The sequence below is a fragment of the Streptomyces diacarni genome (assembly GCF_003323715.1).
GTDB classification, from domain to species: domain Bacteria; phylum Actinomycetota; class Actinomycetes; order Streptomycetales; family Streptomycetaceae; genus Streptomyces; species Streptomyces diacarni.
The window spans coordinates 608,101-628,850 of the sequence record NZ_QOIN01000048.1; the positions used below are offsets into that span (position 1 = coordinate 608,101).

The window sequence follows — 20,750 nt, forward strand, 5'->3', positions numbered from 1 at the left end:
CTAACGTGCGAAAAAGCTGAACACATTCGTTCCGGCAATGTCTCCGAAGGGGAAGACGTGAACAAGGCGCAGCTCGTTGAAGCTATCCAAGATGACCTCGGTGGACGCCAGGACGCCGCCAAGGCGGTCGATGTCGTACTGGACGCGATCGTCCGTGCGGTTGTCGCCGGTGAGCGTGTTTCGGTCACCGGCTTCGGCTCCTTTGAGAAGGTCGACCGCCCGGCCCGTTACGCTCGCAATCCGCAGACCGGTGAACGCGTCCGGGTCAAGAAGACCTCGGTGCCGCGCTTCCGCGCAGGTGCCGGTTTCAAGGAACTGGTGAGCGGCGCGAAGAAGCTCCCCAAGAACGATGTCGCGGTCAAGAAGGCCCCCAAGGGCAGCCTCACCGGCGGCACGGCCACCAAGAAGGCCACGGCCAAGAAGGCCGGCGCGAAGAAGGCCACGGCCAAGAAGACCACGGCCAAGAAGGCTCCGGCGGCGAAGAAGACCACCGCCAAGAAGGCCACCCCCGCCAAGAAGGCCCCGGCCAAGAGCACGGCGAAGAAGAGCACCGCGAAGAAGGCGCCGGCCAAGGCCCCGGCGAAGACCACGGCCAAGAAGGCCCCGGCGAAGAAGAGCACCGCCAAGAAGGCGCCGGCCCGCAAGACGGCCGCGCGCAAGACCACCGCGAAGAAGACCACCTCGCGCAGGCGGTAAGGACGCGGAGGCGGACACCGCACTCCGCCGCCCCGCCCGCAGGCGGGGCGAAACGATCCCTCTCCCGGACCAGGGCCCCGGGAAAGGGACCAGGCGGCACCATGCCGCGTCGGCAACGCCGGGCCGGGCTCCCTCGGGGGAGCCCGGCCCGCGGCCGTTCGGCCCCTCGCACCTTGTACCGAGCCCGCGCAGCGCGCCGAGCGCCGAGCGCGCCTGGCCCCACGAGTTCGCTGAGCCCGTGGAGCGCGCTGAGCTTGTGGAGGGCTGAGCCAGTGGAGCGCGCCGAGCCCGTGAAGACGCCCGGGCAGCCGTTCACCGGGTCCCCGGACACCCGTTCACAGGGTCTGCAGCGTCACCAGAGTCACGCGGCGGTCCGTTCCGTCGCCCTCGGTCTCGATCCGCACGCGCTGTCCCGCGCGCAGCAGCAGGAGGCCGCCCGCGTCGAACGCGGCCGCGTCGAAGGTGAGCGGGGTGCCGTCGTCGAGCAGTACGCTGCCCGAGCGCGAGTCCGGATCGTAGGTGTATGCCGTGGCCTGCATGGCGGAAGCCTAGCCGCAGCGGTCGGCCGCCCGCCTCGCCAGCAGTCCCGCGGTGGAATCGCCGACACCCAGTGCCAGCGCGGCGCGCAGGTCGGCGGGCGTGTCCACGTCCTGGCGCACGCTGCGCACCCGCCGCGCGTCCAGTTCCCACGCCCCCGACGCCCGGTGCCGGGCTCGTGAGGGGCCCCCGAAAGCGGGGGAAAGCGCGACGCCTGGCAGGGCCGTCAACAGCGTTGTTCCGATTTCCGCGGCGTCGGGCAGAAAAGCGCGGCGGAATTGTGCGGCCGCATTCAGCACGCGCGCCAATTCGGCGGGGCGCAGGGCGGGGAGATCGGCGTTCAGCGCGGCGAGGGCCGTGTGCGGGTGCCGGGCGCGCGCGGCACCCGCACCGTGGGCGAGGGCGGCGTTGAGGCCGTCCCCCGGTTCGTCCGGCACCCGGTGGGCGCCCAGCACCTCCAGCGCCCGTGCGGCCAGCGGATCGTCCGTGACAACCACCACATCCCGCACGGCGGCGCAGGTGAGCGCGGCGCGCACCGTGTCCTCGGCGAACGCCAGCGCGAGCTGCGGCAGGGGAACGCCGGGGACGGCGCCCGTCAGCCTGCTCTTGGCCCGAGTCAGAGGCTTCAGCGGTACCACGAGGGTCCAGTCCACGGGCGTCACATGGGGCTGCATCGGCCCCATTCTCGCCTGCCCGCCCGGCGTCGGCGCAGGGGCGGGGTTACCGTGTGCCCCGCGACCGGGCACGGACAGTGTGCTCGACAGCGGGGCGGTTGGTGGCGACACTTGTGCGGTTGTCGATTGGCCCCCCACGTGGATGGGCCCCACAAGGAGCCCCCTGAAGGAGATGGTGTCCGGGTGTCCCGCCTCATCGTGCCCGCACCGGGAGCAAACCCGCGACCACCGGCCACACATGCCGGGAGCAACGGGAAGAAGGGGAACAAGGGGGCGCACGATGGCGGGGAGTGACGGTAAACGCAGGAAGATCGGTTTCTGGTACCGGCTCGCCGCTTTCCTGGCGAAGCCGCCGCTGATCCTCCTCTTCAAGCGGGACTGGCGCGGAATGGAGAACATTCCCCGTGACGACGGCTTCATCACCGTCGTCAACCACAACTCGTATCTCGACCCGCTCTCCTACGCCCACTACCAGTACAACACCGGTCGCGTCCCGCGCTTCCTGGCGAAGGTCGGCCTGTTCAAGGGGGGTTTCGTCGGCGCCGTCATGCGGGGTACGGGCCAGATCCCCGTCTACCGCGAGTCCACCGACGCGGTGGGCGCGTTCCGGGCCGCCGTGGAGGCGATCGAGAAGGGGGAGTGCGTGGCCTTCTACCCGGAGGGCACCCTCACCCGCGACCCGCAGATGTGGCCGATGGCCGGCAAGACAGGTGCCGCCCGCGTCGCCCTGCTGACCAGGGCGCCCGTCGTGCCCGTCGCCCAGTGGGGCGCCAACCTGGCGATGCCGCCGTACGCCAGGGAGAAGAAGCTGCGGCTCTTCCCCCGCAAGACCCTCACCGTGCAGGCGGGCCCGCCGGTCGACCTGTCCGCCTACTACGACCGGGAGCCCACCGCCGAGGTGCTGCGCGAGGTCACGGACGTCATGATGGACGCCGTCACCGAGCAGCTCGCCGTCGTCCGCGGCGAGGCCGCGCCCGCCGAGCGCTTCGACATGCGCAAGGCGGCCGCTCTGCGGCGGGAGCAGCGTTCTTCGGGAAAGAGCACGGGCGCCGCGCGCCACGAGCACGACGAGCCCGGTCCGGCTCCGGCCGCGGCCGAGGCGGCAGAGGGAGAGAAGAACGCGTGAGGGCGAGCGAGGAAGACCGGCACCGGGAGCGGGGGGACGCGCGGGAGGCAGGGGAACGCCCGAGGAAGGCCGCGGTCTTCGGTACGGGTTCCTGGGGCACCGCCTTCGCGGCGGTGCTCGCCGACGCCGGATGCCGGGTCACCTTGTGGGGCCGCAGGCCCGAGGTCGTCGAGGCGATCAACACCACGCGCCGCAACCCCGGCTACCACCCCGACGTGGAACTCCCGGCAGGGGTGCGGGCCACCACGCAGGCCGCCGAGGCGGCGCGGGACGCCGATTTCACGGTGCTGTCCGTGCCCTCCCAGACGCTCCGAACCAACCTGGAGTCGTGGCGTGAGCTGCTGCATCCCGGCACCGTGCTCGTCTCCCTGATGAAGGGCGTCGAACTGGGCACGGCCAAGCGCATGAGCGAGGTGATCGAGGAGGTGGCCGAGGCGCCGGCCGAGCGGGTCGCCGTGCTGACCGGCCCCAACCTCGCCCGGGAGATCGCCGCCCGCCAGCCCGCCGCCGCGGTGGCCGCCTGCGCGGACGAGGAGGCGGCGCGGGCCGTGCAGAGCGCCTGCCACACCCCCTACTTCCGCCCCTACACCAGCACCGACGTGGTCGGCTGCGAGCTGGGCGGCGCCGTCAAGAACGTCATCGCGCTCGCGGTGGGCATCGCCGACGGCATGGGGCTCGGCGACAACTCCAAGGCGTCGCTGATCACCCGAGGGCTGGCCGAGACCACCCGGCTCGGTCTTGCCATGGGGGCCGAGGCGCACACCTTCGCGGGCCTGGCCGGCATGGGCGACCTGGTCGCGACGTGTTCCTCGCCGCTGTCCCGCAACCACACCTTCGGCACCAACCTCGGCCGGGGCATGACGCTCCAGGAGACGATCGCGGTCACCCAGCAGACGGCGGAGGGCGTCAAGTCCTGCCAGTCGGTGCTCGACCTGGCCAGGCGGCACGGCGTGGAGACGCCGATCACGCAGACCGTCGTGGGGATCGTCCACGAGGGCAAGTCGCCGCACGTGGCTTTGAAGGAACTGATGTCCCGCAGTGCCAAACCCGAGCGGGCCTGAAAGGGTCCTGCGGGGCACGGAGCCGCCCGCGGGATCCGGGTGCGCCGGGTGCGGGCGCAACGGGGCGTCCGCATCGGCGGCGCGGGCCCGACGCGGTAAAGTCCCAGCGTTATGAGCAGCCAGAGCCCCGCCCCCAAGCCCCGAGTCGCCGTCGTCTTCGGCGGCCGCAACTCAGAGCACCAGATCTCCGTCCTGACGGCCGGCGCGGTGCTGGGCGCCATCGACCGCGACAAGTACGAGGTGCTGCCCATCGGCATCACCGCGGACGGACGCTGGGCGCTGGCCGCCGACGATCCGGCCCGCATGGCGATCGAGGGCCGCAGCCTGCCCAGTGTCGAGCAGCTGGCCGAGTCGGACACCGGCGGCGTACTGCTGCCGGTCTCGCCCGCGAGCCGCGAGGTCGTCCACACGGAGCCGGGCCAGGTCCCCAAGACGCTCGGTGAGGTCGACGTGGTCTTCCCCGTGCTGCACGGTCCCTACGGTGAGGACGGCACCCTCCAGGGGATGCTGGACCTGGCGGGGGTGCCGTACGTGGGCGCCGGTGTGCTGGCGTCGGCGGTCGGCATGGACAAGGAGTACATGAAGCGGATCTTCACCTCCTTCGGGCTGCCGGTCGGCCCGTACGTCACGGTGCGGCCGCGTGAGTGGGAGAGGGATCCGGCGGGGGCGCGCAAGAAGATCGTCGACTTCGCTGCCGAACAGGGCTGGCCGGTCTTCGTCAAGCCCGCGCGTGCCGGCTCCTCGATGGGCATCACCAAGGTCGGTGGCCTGGGCGAGCTGGACGAGGCGGTGGAGGTCGCGCGGCGCCACGACCCGAAGATCATCGTCGAGTCGCTGCTGCGCGGCCGGGAGATCGAGTGCGGCGTCCTGGAGTTCGAGGACGGTCCGCGCGCCAGTGTCCCCGCGGAGATCCCGCCGGTCAGCGAGCACGACTTCTACGACTTCGAGGCCAAGTACATCGACTCGGCCTCCGGCATCGTCCCCGCGCCGCTGACCGAAGCGCAGACGGCGCGGGTGCGCGAACTGGCCGTGGCGGCCTTCGAGGCGGCCTCCTGCGAGGGGCTGGTGCGGGCCGACTTCTTCCTGTGCGAGGACGGCGAGTTCGTCATCAACGAGATCAACACGATGCCCGGCTTCACGCCGATTTCCATGTATCCGCGCATGTGGCAGGAGACCGGCGTCGGCTATCCGGAGCTGGTGGACCGCCTCATCCAGGCGGCGCTCACCCGCTCGACCGGCCTGCGCTGAGCCGCTTCGGGGTCCGCGCGGGCGCGGCAGCAGCGGTTCTCGCGCGGGCCCGCGCGGCGGCAGGGGAGAGCGCGCGGGCGCTCAGCTCGTCTTCTTCGGGACCGAACGCTTGACCGCTTCGCTGAGGTCGGCCAAGGGGCTCACTTCGGGGGCGTAGTCGTCGGGAACGGTCAGTTCGATGTAGACGGCCCGCTCCGTGGTGGTGAAGCGGTAGCCGTCGTCCCGCTTCTCCATCATCCAGGACACCCCGTTCACCTCCGCCGCCTCGGTGGTGGGGTTGTACTCTTCGTTGCCTGGCGTGAGCCTGGCGGGCCGTGGCACCCCGCAGCGCAACGCGATGGCGGGATCCCCCCAGACGGCCGTGTAGTCCGAGGCGGGTTCGGCCTCGCCGCGCTGCTGCCCGACGACCTTCTCGGGCAGCGCGTCGTGCAGCGTCCGGCACGCCTGCGCGGCCTTGCCTGAGGGGCTGGGGGGCGTGGGTCCGGCGTCACCGGTGACCGAACAGGCGGAGGCGGCCACGGCGGCCAGGCCGCAAGCGGCGATGTAACGGACGGGAACGGAACGAGGGCAGGCCCGGCGTCGAATCCTCACCGGGCGAGCATACGGGGGCTCAGAGATGGACGATGGGGCAGGTCAGAGTGCGGGTGATGCCTTCCACTTGCTGGACCTTGGCGACCACCATGCGGCCGAGATCATCCATCGTGTCGGCCTGGGCACGCAGGATCACATCGTACGGACCCGTTACATCCTCGGCCTGGATCACGCCCGGGATCTTGGAGACGATCTCCGCGACGGTCGAAGCCTTGCCAACTTCGGTCTGAATCAAGACGAACGCCTGTACCACGGAACCTCCCAGGGGGCCGCGAGGATCATGCGGGGCGAGAGAGAGACGCCACCGTACCGCGTCACCCCGGCCATCGGGAGACCACCGGGCCGTCCTCGTGGCGGCGAGGCGGCACCCGGCGGCGGTGCGGTACACCGCGCCGACGGCGTACGAGGGGGGCGCGGGCGGGGGACCTCCGCGCACGGCACACCATCCGCGCACGACCGGCGCGCGAGCAACGACGGAAGCGAAAAGGGGCACGACAATGCGTGATCTGAACGGTGGTACCGCGCCAGGGCCTTCACCCTCCGGTGCCCAGGCCCCCCACGGCCCGGTGCGGGAGCGGGCCAAGGGGACCGTGGGGGAGCTGGGGGAGTTCGGGCTGATCCGGGAGCTGACCTCCCGGCTGACCTCCACGACCGCCGTACGGATCGGCCCGGGCGACGACGCGGCGGTGGTGGCCGCGCCGGACAGGCGTGTCGTCGCCACCACGGACGTCCTCCTCGAAGGGCGCCACTTCCGCCGCGACTGGTCGACGGCCTACGACGTGGGGCGCAAGGCCGCGGCCCAGAACATGGCGGACATCGCGGCCATGGGCGCCTACCCCACGGCCCTGCTGCTCGGCCTCGTCGTCCCCGTCGACCTGCCCGCCAACTGGCCGACCGAGATGATGGACGGCATCCGGGACGAGGCGCAGGTCGCCTCCGCCGCGGTGGTCGGCGGCGACGTGGTGCGCGGCGACAGCGTCGTCCTGTCCATCACCGCGCTCGGCGATCTGCGCAACACCGACCCCGTCACCCGCTCAGGCGCCGGCGCCGGCGACGTCGTGGCCGTCACCGGATGGCTGGGCTGGTCGGCGGCCGGGCACGCCGTCCTCACCCGCGGCTTCCGCTCCCCGCGCGCCTTCGTCGAGGCCCACCGGCGCCCCGAACCCCCCTACCACGCGGGCCCCGCCGCCGCCGGGCTCGGTGCCACCGCCATGATCGACGTCAGCGACGGGCTGGTGGCCGACCTCGGGCACATCGCGGAGGCCAGCAAGGTCCGCATCGACATCCGCTCCGCCGACCTCGACATCCCCGCGCAGATGTCCGACATCGGCCAGGCCGTCGGCGTCGACCCGCTCCAGTGGGTGCTCACCGGCGGTGAGGACCACGCGATCGTCGCCACCTTCCCCCGCGAACAGAAGCTCCCCGCCCGCTGGCGCGTCATCGGCGAGGTCCTCGCCCCCTCCGCGCTGCCCCACGTGACGGTCGACGGCGCGCCCTGGACCAGGACGGGCGGCTGGGACCACTTCTCGGACGACATCGACGGCTGAGTACCGTCGGTGCCATGGACGATGTGAACCCCCGCCCCGGCAGGCCGCCGCTGGTACTGACCGTCGCGGGATCCGACTCCGGCGGCGGCGCCGGTATCCAGGCCGACCTGAAGACCATGCTCGCGCTGGGCACCCACGGCATGAGCGTGATCGCCGCCGTCACCGCGCAGAACTCGCTCGGGGTGCAGGGCTATTGGGAACTGCCCGTCGAGGCCGTCCGCGCGCAGTACCGCAGCGTCGTTGGGGACATCGGGGTGCAGGCCGTCAAGACGGGCATGCTCGCCTCGGCGGCGCTGGTCGAGACCGTCGCCGAACTCCTGTCCGGTACGCAGGCCCCCGTCGTCGTCGATCCGGTGGGCGTCTCCAAGCACGGGGACTCGCTGCTGGCCGGCGACGCCGTCGACTCGGTGCGCTCCGCACTGCTGCCGCTCGCCACCGTCGTCACCCCCAACCTGGACGAGGTGGCCCAGCTCACCGGCGTACAGGTCACCGGCGAGGACAGCATGCGTGAGGCCGCGGCCGCGATGCTCGCCTACGGGCCGCGCTGGGCGCTGATCAAGGGCGGGCACCTGCCGGGCGAGGCCGTCGACCTGCTCACCGACGGCACGCGGGAACACTGGCTGCGCGCCCCGCGCCGGGAGAACCGGCACACCCACGGCACCGGCTGCACCCTGGCCAGCGCCCTGGCCGCGTCGCTGGCCAAGGGGCTGGACGTGCCGGCTGCCGCGCGCGCCGCGAAGGAGTACACGACGGGCGCCATCGAGGCGGGCTTCCCGCTGGGCTCGGGGCTGGGTCCGGTGCACCACGGCTGGCGGCTGGCGGAGCGCTGAGAGCACACGCAGAAAACCGGCCCGCTCACAGCGGGCCGGTTCTTCGTTCTGCTCGGCGTGGGCCGCGCGGTTACGTCGGTGACGTCAGCGCGAGACCTTGCCGGCCTTGATGCACGAGGTGCAGGCGTTGAGGCGCTTCGGCGTCCCGCCGACCACGGCACGCACGCGCTGGATGTTCGGGTTCCAGCGACGGCGGGTGCGGCGGTGCGAGTGGGAGATGTTGTTGCCGAACTCCGGCCCCTTGCCGCAGACGTCGCAGTTCGCAGCCACGGGTCACTCCAAAGACTTCAGATACACGTACGGTGAATCCCGGCCACGCGGGACCACGAGTGACCGGGCGCGCCAGGGAGATCGTCGCCGACCGGAACAAACCATCCGGATCAGGCAACCGGAGCAGCATACAACGGCCGGTCTCGAACAGGGAAACCGGGGGAATCCGGCCCCCCTGCATCCCGGCCCCGACCTGGGATTCCGTCGGGGGCCGCACTAGCCTTCCCCCACAACAGCCTCCCCGAGCGCCCCACCGTCCGCGCAGGCGCCCAGGGGGCCCGCGCTCCCCACGAGGAGGTCAGGTCACGTGCCGCAACCGCTCGACGCCGCCGCGGTACGCCGGTGGTGCGCCCTCGGCCGGGAGTCACTGCGCGCCCACTGCGCGCGCATGGACGCCATCAACGTCTTCCCGGTCGCCGACGGCGACACCGGCACCAACCTGTGCCTCACCTTCGAGGCCGCGACGGAGGCGGTCCCGGCCACGGAGGCGCCCCCCGCGGCGGGGGACGAGGAGCACGGCGGCCGGATGCTGCGCGCGATGGCGCACGCCGCGCTGCTCGGTGCCAGGGGCAACTCGGGCACCATCCTCGCCGAGTACCTGCGGGGCATGGCACGGGGCCGTACCGAGGGCGGCGGCCTCGCCGCGGTGCTGCGCGGCGCCGCTCGGGCCGCGCACGCCGCCGTCGCCCACCCCGTGGAGGGCACGATGCTGACGGTGGCCGCGGCCGCCGCGGACGCGGCCGAGGCGGGCGGCGATCCGGCCGCCGCCGCGAACGAGGCGCTGAGCGCCACCCCGGGGCAACTGGCGGCGCTGGCCAGAGCGGGCGTCGTGGACGCCGGCGCGCTCGGCCTCACCGCCCTGCTGGGGGCGCTGTGGGCGGCGCTGGGGGAGCAGGCGCCCCCGCCGCCCGGGCCGTCCGCGTCGTCGTCTGAGACATCCGAGTCATCCGGGGTATCCGAGTCGTCCGTGCCTGCGGCGCCCTGCGGCCCCTCCCGCGGGGAGCCCGCACCCTCCCGCTCCGAGTTCGAGGTGATGTACCTCCTCGAAGCGGACGATCCCGGTGCCCTCGACGCGCTGCGCCACCGCCTCGATCCGCTCGGTGACTCCCTGGTCATCGGCGGCGGTGAAGGCCTGTGGAGCGTCCACGTCCACGTCGCCGACGCGGGGGCGGCCGTGGAGGCGGGCCTGGCCGCCGGACGCCCGTACCGCATCCGCATCGCCCACCTGCCCGTGCCGCCGGGCGCACCGCGAAGCGACCGGGCGGCCGGCCCGGCGCCCGGGACGGCGCCCGCGCGGCGTGCCGTCGTCGCCGTCGTACCCGGAGAGGGGCTGGCGGCGCTGTGCCGCGACGCGGGCGCGAGCGCGCTGCCGGCGCCCGAGGCCGCCCACGAGGAAGCGCTGCTCGCGGCGGTGCGGGCCACGGGCGCCGGCGAGGTGGCGCTGCTGCCCAACGGCGGCGGGCTCCACACCGTCGCGGCGCGGGCTGCCGACGCCGCCCGCACCGAGGGCATCCGGTGCGCCGTCATCCCCACCCGCGCCGCCGTGCAGGGACTCGCCGCGCTCGCCGTGCACCAGCCGGACCGCCGCTTCGACGAGGACGTCGTCACGATGACCTCGGCGGCCGGCGCGACGCGGTACGGCGAGGTGACCCTCGCCACCCGGCAGGCGTGGACCTCGGCCGGTGTCTGCCAGGCCGGGGACGTGCTCGGACTCGTCGAGGGCGATGTCGCCCTCATCGGAGGCGGCACCGCGCAGGTCGCCAAGGACGTGCTCGCCCGGATGCTCGCGCCGGGGGGAGAGCTGGTGACCCTCGTGCTCGGCGCGGACGCGCCGCGGGGCCTGGCCTCGGAGCTGGAGGCCTATGTACGCGCCGGGCACCTGGCCGTCGACACCGTCGTGTATGAGGGAAGGCAGCACGACGCCCCGCTGCTCATCGGCGTCGAGTAGGCGCTGCTCGGCGGCGTCGAGCACAGGCGCGGGCGGGCGCGGTGCCGTGACGGGCGCGGGCCGGGCCCGTCACGGCACCGGCCCGGCCCGGCCCGGCCCGGCCGTGATGCTTCCGCTCCTGGCGAGTGACGCGGACGTTGTCACACCCGTCCGCCAAGATGGTGCCGTGCCCTCGATCGAAACGACGCGAAGCGAACCGCTCCGGGAGCCGCTCAAAGCACTGCTCGGCGGCAACACCGCCAAGGCCATGGCGGACCACCTCGGCCTGCACACGGTCGGCGATCTGCTGCACCACTACCCGCGCAGATACGCCGAGCGCGGAGAGCTGACCCGGCTGTCCGAGCTGCCGCTGGACGAGCACGTCACGGTCGTCGCCCGCATCCACGACGCGCGGGTGCACAAGTTCAACCGGGGCAAGGGGCAGCGCCTGGAGGTCACGCTGACCGACGGCAGCGGCCGGCTCCAGCTCGTCTTCTTCGGCCGCTCGGTCCACTACCACCAGCGGGAGCTGCTGCCCGGCAAGCGCGGCATGTTCGCCGGCAAGGTCGGGGTGTTCAACCGCAAGCTCCAGCTCTCCCACCCGGATTACAAACTGCTGGACGAGGAGAGCGGCCAGGAGACGGTGGAGCGTTTCGCGAACGCGCTGCTGCCCCTCTACCCGGCGTGCCGGCAGCTGACGTCCTGGAGTATCGAGCAGTCGGTCGCCACACTGCTGACGGCGCTGGAGGCCACCGGCTGGCGCGGGCTGACCGATCCGCTGCCCGAGACGCTCCGCGCCCAGCGCGGGCTCCTCCCGCTGCCCGAGGCGTTCGAGAAGGTGCACCGTCCGCGCACCAAGGACGACATCGGCCAGGCACGCGCCCGCCTCAAGTGGGACGAGGCGTTCGTCCTCCAGGTCGCTCTCGCCCGGCGCCGGGCCAAGGAGACGGAGCTGCCCGCCGTGCCCCGCCGCCCCACCCCCGGCGGGCTGCTGGAGGCGTTCGACGCGCGGCTGCCGTTCACCCTCACCGAGGGGCAGCAGCAGGTCAGCCGTGAGATCTTCGCCGACCTGGCCACCGAGCACCCGATGCACCGGCTCCTGCAGGGCGAGGTCGGTTCCGGCAAGACGCTGGTGGCGCTGCGGGCCATGCTCGCCACCGTCGACGCGGGCGGTCAGGCGGCGATGCTCGCCCCCACCGAGGTCCTCGCCCAGCAGCACCACAGGTCCGTCACCGAGATGATGGGCGAGCTCGCCGAGGGCGGCATGCTGGGCGGCGCGGAGCAGGGCACGAAGGTGGTGCTGCTGACCGGCTCCATGGGCGCGGCCGCCAGGCGGAAGGCGCTCTTGGACCTGGCCACCGGTGAGGCCGGGATCGTGGTGGGCACCCACGCGCTGATCGAGGACAAGGTCACCTTCGAGGACCTGGGCCTGGTCGTGGTGGACGAGCAGCACAGGTTCGGTGTCGAGCAGCGCGACGCCCTGCGCTCCAAGGGCAAGCAGCCGCCGCACCTGCTGGTGATGACGGCGACGCCCATCCCCAGGACGGTGGCCATGACCGTCTTCGGCGACCTGGAGACCTCCGTCCTCGATCAGCTTCCGGCCGGACGCTCCCCGATCGCCACCCACGTCGTCCCCGCCAAGGACAAACCGCACTTCCTCTCGCGCGCCTGGGAGCGGGTGCGGGAGGAGGCCGAGGCGGGGCACCAGACGTACGTCGTCTGCCCCCGCATCGGTGACGACGAGGACGGCAAGGCGCCGGGCGCCGGCAAGAAGCGCGTCGCCGAGCTGGAGGAGGTCGACGACCCCGAGGCGGGGGAGGAGGGGGACGGCGAGGAGAAGCGGCCCCCGCTGGCCGTGCTCGACATCGCCGCGCAGCTCGCCACCGGGCCGCTGGCCGGACTGCGCGTGGAGGCGCTGCACGGACGGATGCAGCCGGAGGCGAAGGACGACGTGATGCGGCGGTTCGCCGCCGGCGAGGTCGACGTGCTGGTGGCCACGACCGTCATCGAGGTCGGTGTGAACGTGCCCAACGCCACCGGCATGGTCATCATGGACGCCGACCGTTTCGGCGTCTCGCAGCTTCACCAGCTGCGCGGCCGCGTCGGACGCGGCGCGGCCCCCGGCCTGTGCCTGCTCGTCACCGACATGCCGCCCGAGAGCCCCGCGCGCACCCGGCTGGACGCCGTCGCCGCCACCCTCGACGGCTTCGAGCTCTCCCGCATCGACCTCGAACAGCGCCGGGAGGGCGACGTGCTGGGGCAGGCGCAGTCCGGGGTGCGCTCCTCGCTGCGGATGCTCGCCGTCATCGACGACGAGGACGTCATCGCCGAGGCGCGCGACGAGGCGGCGCAACTGGTCGCCGACGATCCCGGCCTGGAGCGCCATCCGGAGCTGCGTACGGCACTGGCCGCGCTGCTGGACGCCGAACGTGAGGAGTACCTGGACAAGGGCTGAGCGCCCCGCGGGGATCCGGGCACGGGGGTGCCCGGTCGTCCGTCCTGCTGTCGCGGCTCTCGCGGGCGCCGGAGGACCTCCTCGCGCCGCGCCCGCCCGGTGCCGCGCGTGGGATCCTGGAGCCGAAGAGGACCCCACCAGCGAAGGACCCGCCACCCATGACCCGCGTCATCGCCGGAGCCGCCGGCGGCCGCCGGCTGACCGTGCCGCCGGGCACGGGCACCCGCCCGACCTCGGACCGGGCCCGTGAGGGCCTGTTCTCCAGCTGGGAGGCCCAGTTGGGCGGCGCGGCCGCGTGGCGGGGGCTGCGGGTGCTGGACCTGTACGCGGGCTCCGGCGCGGTCGGTCTGGAAGCGCTCTCGCGCGGTGCGGCGCACGCGCTGCTGGTCGAGCCGGACGCCGGGGCGGTGCGCACGATCAGGCAGAACGTGCGCACGGTCGGGCTGCCGGGAGCCGAGGTGCGGCAGAGCAAGGCGGCCAGGACCGTGGCCCAGGAGCCGCCCGAGCACCCGTACGACCTGGTGTTCCTCGATCCGCCGTACGCGGTGACGGACGACGCTCTGGGGGAGATACTGCTCACACTCCGGGACGGACACTGGCTGGCCGAGGACGCGCTGGCCACCGTGGAGCGCAGCACAAGGGGCGGCGAATTCCGCTGGCCGGAGGGTTTCGAGGGGCTGCGGTCCCGTCGTTACGGCGAGGGAACGCTTTGGTACGGTCGCGCCGCCGCGCGGGAAGTTACCCGCGCGTCATGCTGAGACCACCTGAAGCGGGACATGGGGCCCGCTGTGAGGAGAGCGAGGAAGTGCCCGTGCGCCGCGCCGTCTGTCCGGGGTCCTTCGACCCGATCACCAATGGCCACCTCGACATCATCGAGCGCGCTTCCCGGCTGTACGACACGGTCCATGTGGCCGTGATGATCAACAAGTCGAAGCAGGGCCTCTTCACCGTCGAGGAGCGGATCGACCTGATCCAGCGGGTCACCGAGAGCTTCGGGAACGTGCGGGTGGAGGCGTTCCACGGGCTCCTCGTCGACTTCTGCAAGGACCGGGACATCCCCGCCATCGTCAAGGGGCTGCGCGCGGTCAGCGACTTCGACTACGAGTTGCAGATGGCGCAGATGAACAACGGCCTCTCCGGCGTCGAGACGCTCTTCGTGCCGACCAACCCGACCTACAGCTTCCTCTCCTCCAGCCTGGTCAAGGAGGTCGCCGCCTGGGGTGGCGACGTCTCGCACCTGGTGCCCGAGACCGTCCACGCGGTGCTGGCCGAGCGGCTGAGCAAGCGCTGAGGTCCCTTGTGCGCGGGACGGAACCTGTGGAACCCGTGGAAGGGGTGACGAGTCGGCGCTGACGGGCCGTACAGTCACCACCGTGGACGTACAGCAGAAACTCGACGAGATCGTCGCGACCGTCGACGGCGCGCGCTCGATGCCCATGTCCGCCTCGTGCGTGGTCAACCGGGCCGAACTCCTCTCCTTGCTGGAGGAGGTGCGCCAGGCGCTGCCGGGCTCGCTCGCCGAGGCCCGCGAGGTGCTCGGCGGCCGTGAGCAGGTGGTGGCCGGTGCCCGGCAGGAGGCGCAGCACATCATCGAGACGGCTCAGGCCGAGCGCGCCTCACTGGTGACCGGTACCGAGGTCGCCCGCCACGCCCAGCAGGAGGCGGACCGCATCCTGGCCGAGGCGCGCCGGGAGGCCGAGGAGATCCGCGTCGAGGCGGACGACTACGTCGACAGCAAGCTCGCCAACTTCGAGGTGGTCCTCTCCAAGACGATCGGCTCGGTCGACCGCGGCCGGGAGAAGCTGCTGGGCAGCGGCCCCGGCGCCGAGGAGTGGAGCGACCAGTACGCGCAGGACGCTCCCGAGCGCACCGCCGACCCGCACGAACTGCAACGCCGTGCGGACGACTACGTGCAGGCCCGGCTCGGTTCGGTCTCGGCGGTGCTCGGCAAGACGCTGGAGGCCGTCGGCCGCGGCCGCCTCAAGCTGCGCGGTCACGAGCCCGTCGACGAGCTGGCCGCCCACATGGCGGCGCAGGACGGAGCGGAGGGCTACGCGGCGCACGCCAGTGACTCCGACTACCTGGCGGGCCTCGCCCACGCCGACCCGGTGGCCGCCGGGGGGCCCGCGCAGGGGAACGCCCCGCTGCCGGGCCAGGACCCGGCACAGCAGCTGCACGAGGCGCAGCAGGCGCAGCAGATGCAGCAGATGCAGGGGGCGCAGGAGGTGCAGCCGCCGCAGCCCGCGCACCTGCCGCCGCAGCCGCAGTCCCCGCCGCCCGCCGCGGACCCGTACTACGTCCAGCAGCCGCAGCCGTCGCCCTATGACGGTGGCGTACCGCAGCACGACCCCTACGCCGCGTACGCCCAGCAGAACGCGTACTACCCGCAGCAGCAGGACCTCTACGGCTACGGACAGCAGCCTGACCCGTACTACGCGCAGCAGGTCCAGCAGCCCGCCTACTCGGCGCAGGCACAGCAGACGCACCCGCAGCAGGCGCAGCTGGACGAGACCAGCCTGTTCGACACGAGCATGATCGACATCGAGCAGGTCAGGGCGTACGAGCAGCGGCACGGGCACGGCGGCTGATCCTGCCGCGCCGGTGCGGCACCGGCCCGTGACCGGGGGCGCCGGCGGAGTGAGGGCGCCGATTGGGTCATGGGGGAGCCGTCACGTATCCTGTCTCTTCGGCCGTGAGTACTCGCGCGGCCGCAGCCCCACCGTAGAAAGCAGGACGCCCTGAACACCCCCCTCGACGCCCGCTCCCCCCTCGTGTTCGACACACGCGAGCTGGGGCGACGTCCTGGTGCGATGAAGCGGCTGACCCGCGAGGTGGAGTCTCCCCGTGACCTGGGGGTCGAGTTCGTCAAGGTGCCCGACGGCGCCACGATCGAGCTCGATCTGAGGCTGGAGTCGGTCATGGAGGGGGTCCTCGTCACGGGTACCGCCCGTGCGCCGTTGACGGGGGAGTGCGTAAGGTGTCTGGAGCCGCTCGACCAACGCGTCGAAGCGGACTTCCAGGAGATGTTCTCCTATCCCGACGCCGACGAACGGGGCCGCCCTGTGGCGGAACCCGGCGAGGACGACGAGGAGACGTATCTCCTCGAGGGCGACCTGTTCGACCTCGAACCCGTGCTGCGTGACGCGGTGGTGCTCGCACTGCCGTTGCAGCCGGTGTGCCGCGCGGACTGCCCCGGCCTGTGCCCCGACTGCGGGGCCAAGCTGGCGGACGAGCCCGACCACCGGCACGACGATGCCGTCGACATCCGGTGGGCGGCACTGCAGGATCTCGCCGAGACCATGAAGGACGGCGAGCAGGACAACGAGCCCCGCACCGACGGGGATGACTCACAGGAGAAGTAGCCGTGGCTGTTCCGAAGCGGAAGATGTCGCGCAGCAACACGCGCCACCGCCGGTCGCAGTGGAAGGCTGCGGTCCCGACCCTGGTGAAGTGCGAGCGCTGCCGCGAGCCCAAGCAGCAGCACATCGCGTGCCCGAGCTGCGGCACCTACAACAAGCGTCAGGTCCTCGAGGTCTGATCGGCGGGTGACAGGCTTCATGTCCAACGCCGGTACTCCGAAGAACGCCGCTCCCGGCAGGGGAGGGGATTCCGCGGAGCTGGTGGACGCGGCCTCGTCCCACGCGGTTCTGGAAGGGCGGCTCGGCTACAAGCTGGAGTCCGCCCTTCTGGTGCGTGCGCTGACGCACCGCTCTTTCGCGTACGAGAACGGCGGGCTGCCCACCAACGAGCGTCTGGAGTTCCTCGGTGACTCGGTCCTCGGACTGGTCGTCACCGACACGCTCTACCGCATGCACCCCGACCTGCCGGAGGGCCAGCTCGCGAAGCTGCGTGCCGCGGTGGTCAACTCGCGCGCCCTGGCGGGCGTCGCCCGGGGTCTCGACCTCGGCGCCTTCATCCGTCTCGGCCGGGGCGAGGAGGGGACCGGCGGCCGCGACAAGGCCTCGATCCTCGCCGACACCCTGGAGGCGGTCATCGGTGCCGTCTACCTCGACCAGGAGCTGGAGGCGGCCTCCGAACTGGTGCACCGCCTCTTCGATCCGCTGATCGAGCGCTCCTCGAACCTGGGCGCCGGCCTGGACTGGAAGACCAGCCTCCAGGAGCTGACGGCCGCCGAGGGCCTCGGCGTCCCCGAGTACCTGGTCTCCGAGACGGGCCCCGACCACGAGAAGACCTTCACGGCTGCTGCCCGCGTCGGTGGTGTCGCGTACGGCACCGGCACAGGACGCAGCAAGAAGGAAGCCGAGCAGCAGGCGGCGGAGGCGGCCTGGCGCGCCATCTCGGCCCGCAGCGAGACCGGCGAGAGCGCAGCCGTCGCCGGCGCGGGCGCGGCCAAGCCGGTGAAGAGCACCGCGGACTCGGCGAAGTCCGCGGGCCCGTCCCTCGGGGGGCAGGCGGCGCAGGCCGATGGCAGCCCCGCGCCGGAGGGCCGGCGCGGCGAACCGAGCGAGGACACCACCGCGCCCCGCTGAGGCCGCCGCGCGCGCCGGGCGCCCTCGCCCGGGCCGTGGACCGTGCCGCGAACCGTTTCACACGGCCGCTCCCGACCGGGGGCGGCCGTGCGGTGTCGCCGCCCCCGCCACAGCGGGGCCCCACCGCCCGTACGCCTGGAGGAGCCGTGCCCGAACTGCCGGAAGTCGAGGTCGTCCGCCGCGGCCTGGAGCGCTGGGTCAGCGGCCGTACGGTCACGGCCGCCGAGATCCTCCACCCGCGTGCCATCCGACGCCACGTCGCGGGACCGCTGGACTTCGCCGGCCGGCTCGCCGGCCACCGCATCGGCGCGGCCATGCGGCGCGGGAAGTACCTGTGGCTGCCCGTCGACGACGGGGCGCACGCCGTCCTCGCGCACCTCGGGATGAGCGGCCAGCTCCTCGTCCAGCCCGCCGCCGCCCCCGACGAGCGGCATCTGCGGGTCAGGCTCACGTTCGAGGACGCGGACGGGGGCGAGCTGCGCTTCGTCGACCAGCGCACCTTCGGCGGGCTCTCGCTGCACCCGGCGTCCGCTGACGGGCTCCCGGACGTGATAGCCCACATCGCCCGCGACCCGCTCGATCCGGAGTTCGACCAAGACGCCTTCCACGCCGCCCTGCGCCGCCGCCGTACGACGATCAAGCGAGCCCTGCTCGACCAGTCCCTGATCAGCGGCGTCGGCAACATCTACGCCGACGAGGCGCTGTGGCGCGCACGGCTGCACTACGACCGGCCCACCGCCACCCTGACGCGGACGCAGACCACCGAACTGGTGGCGCACGTCCATGACGTCATGACGGCCGCGCTGGCCGCGGGCGGCACCAGCTTCGACAGCCTCTACGTGAACGTCAACGGGCAGTCCGGCTACTTCGAGCGCTCCCTGGACGCCTACGGACGCCAGGACGAACCCTGCCGCCGCTGCGGCACCCCGATGCGCCGCAGCGCCTGGATGAACCGCTCCAGCTATTTCTGCCCGCGCTGCCAGCGGGCACCGCGCCCGCGGCCAGCCCGCACGTAGCCGCCCAGGTCTGCCCGCGCGTAGCCGCCCGGCACCGGGTCAGAAGCCGAAGTCCTGGGTCCACCAGGGGCCGCCCTCGGCGAAGTGCGCGCCGACACCCAGCGTGCGGTAGTCGCAGTTGAGGATGTTCGCGCGGTGGCCCGGGCTGTTCATCCAGGAGTCCATCACCGAGCGCGCGTTCGCCTGACCGCGTGCGATGTTCTCGCCGCCCAGGTCGGTGACGCCCGCGGCCTCCGCGCGGTCCCAGGGGCTCTTGCCGTCGGGTGAGGTGTGCGAGAAGAAGCCGCGCCGTGCCATGTCGGCGCTGTAGCCGCCGGCGAGCGCGGCCAGGTCTCCGTCGGCTTTCACGGGCCGGCAGCCGGCCTTGGCGCGCTCCTGGTTGACCAGGGTGAGCACCTCCTGCTCGGCGGCGGACTCCTGGTCGGCCGCCGCCGTGCTCCCGCCCGCTGAACCGCTCCGCGCCGGGTCGTGGTCCCGCCCGTCGCGGGAGCCGCGCTCCTCGTCGCCGGGTGCTGCCGTGGGGCGGGAGGGGGAAGCCCCGGAGGGCGAGGACGAGGGTTCGTTCTTGCGGGAGTGCCGGCTTCCGGGAGCGGTCGTGCGCCGGTCGTCGCCTCCCGGGTCCGCGGTGGCGGTCACTTCGGCCGGGGCGCCGGACGTCGTGGGAGGCCCGGTCTCCTCGGGCTCCTCCTGGGCGCGGACGCGGTGATCCCCGGGTCCGTCGGGCGCGGGTATCAGACCCGACGCCACGGCCACCGCCCCCATCGCCAGGGCCGCGGAGGCTCCCAGCAGCCCCGTCCGTACCGGGGCTGCGGTACGCCGGGGGCGCCTGCCGTGCCGCTGCCGGGTCGCGCCCCGGGCTGGGGCGTTCTCCTCCGGTGCGGGCGGGGTGGGGGTAGCGCGTCGATGGCGGCCCATCTGTGCTGTCCTCACGTTGCTCGGCGGTCACTGCGGCTCACTGTCTCCTCTCCCCTCGCCCGAAGTGTGCGGGGCGTGTGAAGAGAGTTGCCGGGCAATGTACGGCATCCGCACGGGGGTGGATGTGTCCGCTCGGGAATTGTCCGGATAGCGTGCACCCATGGTTGCCATCAACCCGACCGACGACAGCCCGGACGGACGGCTGCACGCACCGGGGAACGAGCCCGCGCGGGCGACGGAGCGTGACCGGATGTCAGAGCAGGTGCCCGAGCAGCCGGGCGGGGCGCGTCCGCACGATCCCGCGCGCCTGACCGCGTGGGTACGCGGCGAGGTGCAGGGCGTCGGTTTCCGCTGGTTCACCCGCGCGGCGGCACTGCGCATCGGGAGGCTCGTCGGCTTCGCCCTCAACCTGGGCGACGGGCGGGTCCAGATCGTGGCGGAGGGCACCCGCGCCGACTGCGAGCAGTTGCTGGAGTGGCTGCGGGGCGGTGACACGCCCGGACACGTGGACGGTGTGACCGAGATCTGGGACACACCCCGCGGGGGGTACCGCGGCTTCGCGATCCGGTGATCCACAACGGTTGCCATTCGGGCTGTGGCGTGCAAAGCTGCCGCAACGAGTCAGCGCGGTGGATCTTCCTCCCAGCCCCCGAGGGCAGCCTGCTCCGGCGCCGGTCGCCGTCGAGTGGAGGCACACCCGGGGGTGCCACGTGTGATCGTGTTGACCGTCAAACCTTTTGGTGAGACCCTGGAATCCCCGCGCACCTGAGCTGTTTGATCGAAGATTCTTCAGTAAAAGTCCAGAGCAGACCCTCAACGGTGCGATTCCCTCACGACCCACCAGACTCACGGTCGGTCACTCAGTGTGGAGGACCATCCATCATGGCAAAGGCGCTTCTCGGTCACGTCGGCGGCTCCGACCCCCGAGTGCTAGCCGAGATGCGACGGCTGCAGCAGCGTGTCCAGGACCTCGAATCCGAACTTGTACGGATGCAGGCCGAGAACGACGCTCTGTCCGCCGCCGCTCGGCATGACTCGGTGTTCGAAGACATCGACGTGACGACGGCCGAGCCCGCGCTCACCTGATCCAGCCCCCGGGCAGGACGGGCCGAGCAGGACGGCCGCGCTCGACAATCTTTAAGGGACGCTTCGGCGTCCCTTTGTTCTTCCCGCACACTGCCGGGCGCCGTCGCGGCTGGACGGCGTCGCCGGCGTCGGTTGTCTTCGCCGCCGCGCTGCGGTTCCGGCGCGGCGCGAGCCTGATGGGCCTGCCTCGTGCTGTCCTGATACTGAGTGGCGGTCCCGGTGCACTTCGTTACGTCTGGTGTGCCCTGGCGCCTCCACGGCGAAACCCGGCGGCGCGACCC

23 protein-coding genes are annotated in these 20,750 nt (G+C 72.6%); 17 read left to right on the forward strand and 6 right to left on the reverse strand.

All coding sequences use genetic code 11. The features are described 5' to 3' along the window. The first annotated feature begins 57 nt into the window (after positions 1–57). Positions 58–696, forward strand: a complete 639-nt coding sequence (locus DTL70_RS24560) for an HU family DNA-binding protein (protein WP_114024120.1) — start codon at positions 58–60, stop codon at positions 694–696. 335 nt (positions 697–1,031) lie between these two features. On the opposite strand, the gene DTL70_RS24565 is transcribed toward DTL70_RS24560, so the two are convergent. Next, a complete protein-coding gene (locus DTL70_RS24565) occupies positions 1,032–1,235 on the reverse strand; it encodes a hypothetical protein (RefSeq protein ID WP_114024121.1) in 204 nt (67 codons plus the stop codon). A 9-nt stretch (positions 1,236–1,244) separates the two neighbouring features. Continuing rightward, positions 1,245–1,916 carry a 2-phospho-L-lactate guanylyltransferase gene (gene cofC / locus DTL70_RS24570; RefSeq protein WP_181861060.1) on the reverse strand — a complete coding sequence of 224 codons (672 nt, stop codon included), beginning with the start codon at positions 1,914–1,916 and terminating at the stop codon, positions 1,245–1,247. Between the two features lie 271 nt (positions 1,917–2,187). On the opposite strand from cofC, the gene DTL70_RS24575 reads away from it, so the two are divergent. From DTL70_RS24575 to DTL70_RS24585, 3 genes are all read left to right on the forward strand, one after another. Next, the gene (locus tag DTL70_RS24575) at positions 2,188–3,033 is read left to right on the forward strand and encodes a lysophospholipid acyltransferase family protein (RefSeq protein WP_114024122.1); all 846 of its coding nucleotides are present in this window, start codon (positions 2,188–2,190) and stop codon (positions 3,031–3,033) included. Further along, positions 3,030–4,094: an NAD(P)H-dependent glycerol-3-phosphate dehydrogenase gene (locus DTL70_RS24580; RefSeq protein WP_114024123.1), complete on the forward strand. Its 1,065-nt coding sequence runs from the start codon at positions 3,030–3,032 to the stop codon at positions 4,092–4,094. The genes DTL70_RS24575 and DTL70_RS24580 overlap by 4 nt, the downstream gene beginning before the upstream one ends. 111 nt (positions 4,095–4,205) lie before the next feature. Beyond that, positions 4,206–5,342: a D-alanine--D-alanine ligase family protein gene (locus DTL70_RS24585; RefSeq protein WP_114024124.1), complete on the forward strand. Its 1,137-nt coding sequence runs from the start codon at positions 4,206–4,208 to the stop codon at positions 5,340–5,342. An 81-nt stretch (positions 5,343–5,423) separates the two neighbouring features. On the opposite strand, the gene DTL70_RS24590 is transcribed toward DTL70_RS24585, so the two are convergent. Continuing rightward, the gene (locus DTL70_RS24590) at positions 5,424–5,933 is read right to left on the reverse strand and encodes a DUF3515 domain-containing protein (protein WP_342776510.1); all 510 of its coding nucleotides are present in this window, start codon (positions 5,931–5,933) and stop codon (positions 5,424–5,426) included. A gap of 19 nt (positions 5,934–5,952) precedes the next feature. Continuing rightward, positions 5,953–6,186: an Lrp/AsnC family transcriptional regulator gene (locus tag DTL70_RS24595; RefSeq protein ID WP_114024125.1), complete on the reverse strand. Its 234-nt coding sequence runs from the start codon at positions 6,184–6,186 to the stop codon at positions 5,953–5,955. A gap of 244 nt (positions 6,187–6,430) precedes the next feature. Between DTL70_RS24595 and DTL70_RS24600 the strand changes: the two genes are divergently transcribed. Further along, positions 6,431–7,480 (forward strand): thiamine-phosphate kinase, encoded by a 1,050-nt coding sequence (locus DTL70_RS24600; protein ID WP_242754761.1) that lies wholly within the window; start codon positions 6,431–6,433, stop codon positions 7,478–7,480. 14 nt (positions 7,481–7,494) lie between these two features. Then, complete coding sequence (gene thiD / locus DTL70_RS24605; RefSeq protein WP_114024127.1) at positions 7,495–8,310, forward strand: bifunctional hydroxymethylpyrimidine kinase/phosphomethylpyrimidine kinase; 816 nt, start codon at positions 7,495–7,497, stop codon at positions 8,308–8,310. Between the two features lie 84 nt (positions 8,311–8,394). On the opposite strand, the gene rpmB is transcribed toward thiD, so the two are convergent. Then, positions 8,395–8,580, reverse strand: coding sequence for a 50S ribosomal protein L28 (gene rpmB / locus DTL70_RS24610; RefSeq protein WP_016470082.1), 186 nt, complete (start codon positions 8,578–8,580; stop codon positions 8,395–8,397). Between the two features lie 307 nt (positions 8,581–8,887). Here rpmB and DTL70_RS24615 point away from each other — a divergent pair, with 307 nt between their 5' ends. The 9 genes from DTL70_RS24615 to mutM all read left to right on the forward strand — a co-directional run bounded on the left by DTL70_RS24615 (position 8,888) and on the right by mutM (position 18,468). Continuing rightward, positions 8,888–10,528 (forward strand): DAK2 domain-containing protein, encoded by a 1,641-nt coding sequence (locus tag DTL70_RS24615; protein WP_114024128.1) that lies wholly within the window; start codon positions 8,888–8,890, stop codon positions 10,526–10,528. A 247-nt stretch (positions 10,529–10,775) separates the two neighbouring features. Next, positions 10,776–12,962, forward strand: coding sequence for an ATP-dependent DNA helicase RecG (recG, locus tag DTL70_RS24620; protein WP_245979693.1), 2,187 nt, complete (start codon positions 10,776–10,778; stop codon positions 12,960–12,962). Between the two features lie 158 nt (positions 12,963–13,120). After that, positions 13,121–13,720, forward strand: coding sequence for a 16S rRNA (guanine(966)-N(2))-methyltransferase RsmD (gene rsmD, locus DTL70_RS24625; RefSeq protein ID WP_114024130.1), 600 nt, complete (start codon positions 13,121–13,123; stop codon positions 13,718–13,720). A gap of 53 nt (positions 13,721–13,773) precedes the next feature. After that, positions 13,774–14,253, forward strand: a complete 480-nt coding sequence (gene coaD / locus DTL70_RS24630) for a pantetheine-phosphate adenylyltransferase (RefSeq protein ID WP_181861076.1) — start codon at positions 13,774–13,776, stop codon at positions 14,251–14,253. 82 nt (positions 14,254–14,335) lie between these two features. Then, positions 14,336–15,550 carry a cell division initiation protein gene (locus tag DTL70_RS24635; RefSeq protein ID WP_114024132.1) on the forward strand — a complete coding sequence of 405 codons (1,215 nt, stop codon included), beginning with the start codon at positions 14,336–14,338 and terminating at the stop codon, positions 15,548–15,550. Between the two features lie 222 nt (positions 15,551–15,772). Next, positions 15,773–16,324 (forward strand): YceD family protein, encoded by a 552-nt coding sequence (locus tag DTL70_RS24640; RefSeq protein ID WP_245979613.1) that lies wholly within the window; start codon positions 15,773–15,775, stop codon positions 16,322–16,324. Positions 16,325–16,326: 2 nt separating this feature from the next. Continuing rightward, a complete protein-coding gene (gene rpmF / locus DTL70_RS24645; protein WP_016470089.1) occupies positions 16,327–16,500 on the forward strand; it encodes a 50S ribosomal protein L32 in 174 nt (57 codons plus the stop codon). Positions 16,501–16,519: 19 nt separating this feature from the next. After that, positions 16,520–17,452: a ribonuclease III gene (gene rnc / locus DTL70_RS24650; protein ID WP_114024298.1), complete on the forward strand. Its 933-nt coding sequence runs from the start codon at positions 16,520–16,522 to the stop codon at positions 17,450–17,452. Between the two features lie 146 nt (positions 17,453–17,598). After that, entirely contained in the window at positions 17,599–18,468 is an 870-nt protein-coding gene (gene mutM, locus DTL70_RS24655) for a bifunctional DNA-formamidopyrimidine glycosylase/DNA-(apurinic or apyrimidinic site) lyase (RefSeq protein WP_114024134.1), read from the forward strand. Between the two features lie 39 nt (positions 18,469–18,507). Here the strand turns inward: mutM and DTL70_RS24660 are convergent, their stop codons facing one another. Beyond that, the gene (locus tag DTL70_RS24660) at positions 18,508–19,383 is read right to left on the reverse strand and encodes a CAP domain-containing protein (RefSeq protein ID WP_114024135.1); all 876 of its coding nucleotides are present in this window, start codon (positions 19,381–19,383) and stop codon (positions 18,508–18,510) included. Between the two features lie 250 nt (positions 19,384–19,633). Here DTL70_RS24660 and DTL70_RS24665 point away from each other — a divergent pair, with 250 nt between their 5' ends. Then, positions 19,634–19,954 (forward strand): acylphosphatase, encoded by a 321-nt coding sequence (locus DTL70_RS24665; RefSeq protein ID WP_114024299.1) that lies wholly within the window; start codon positions 19,634–19,636, stop codon positions 19,952–19,954. Between the two features lie 311 nt (positions 19,955–20,265). Continuing rightward, positions 20,266–20,469: a hypothetical protein gene (locus tag DTL70_RS24670; RefSeq protein ID WP_114024136.1), complete on the forward strand. Its 204-nt coding sequence runs from the start codon at positions 20,266–20,268 to the stop codon at positions 20,467–20,469. The last annotated feature ends 281 nt before the right edge of the window (positions 20,470–20,750 follow it).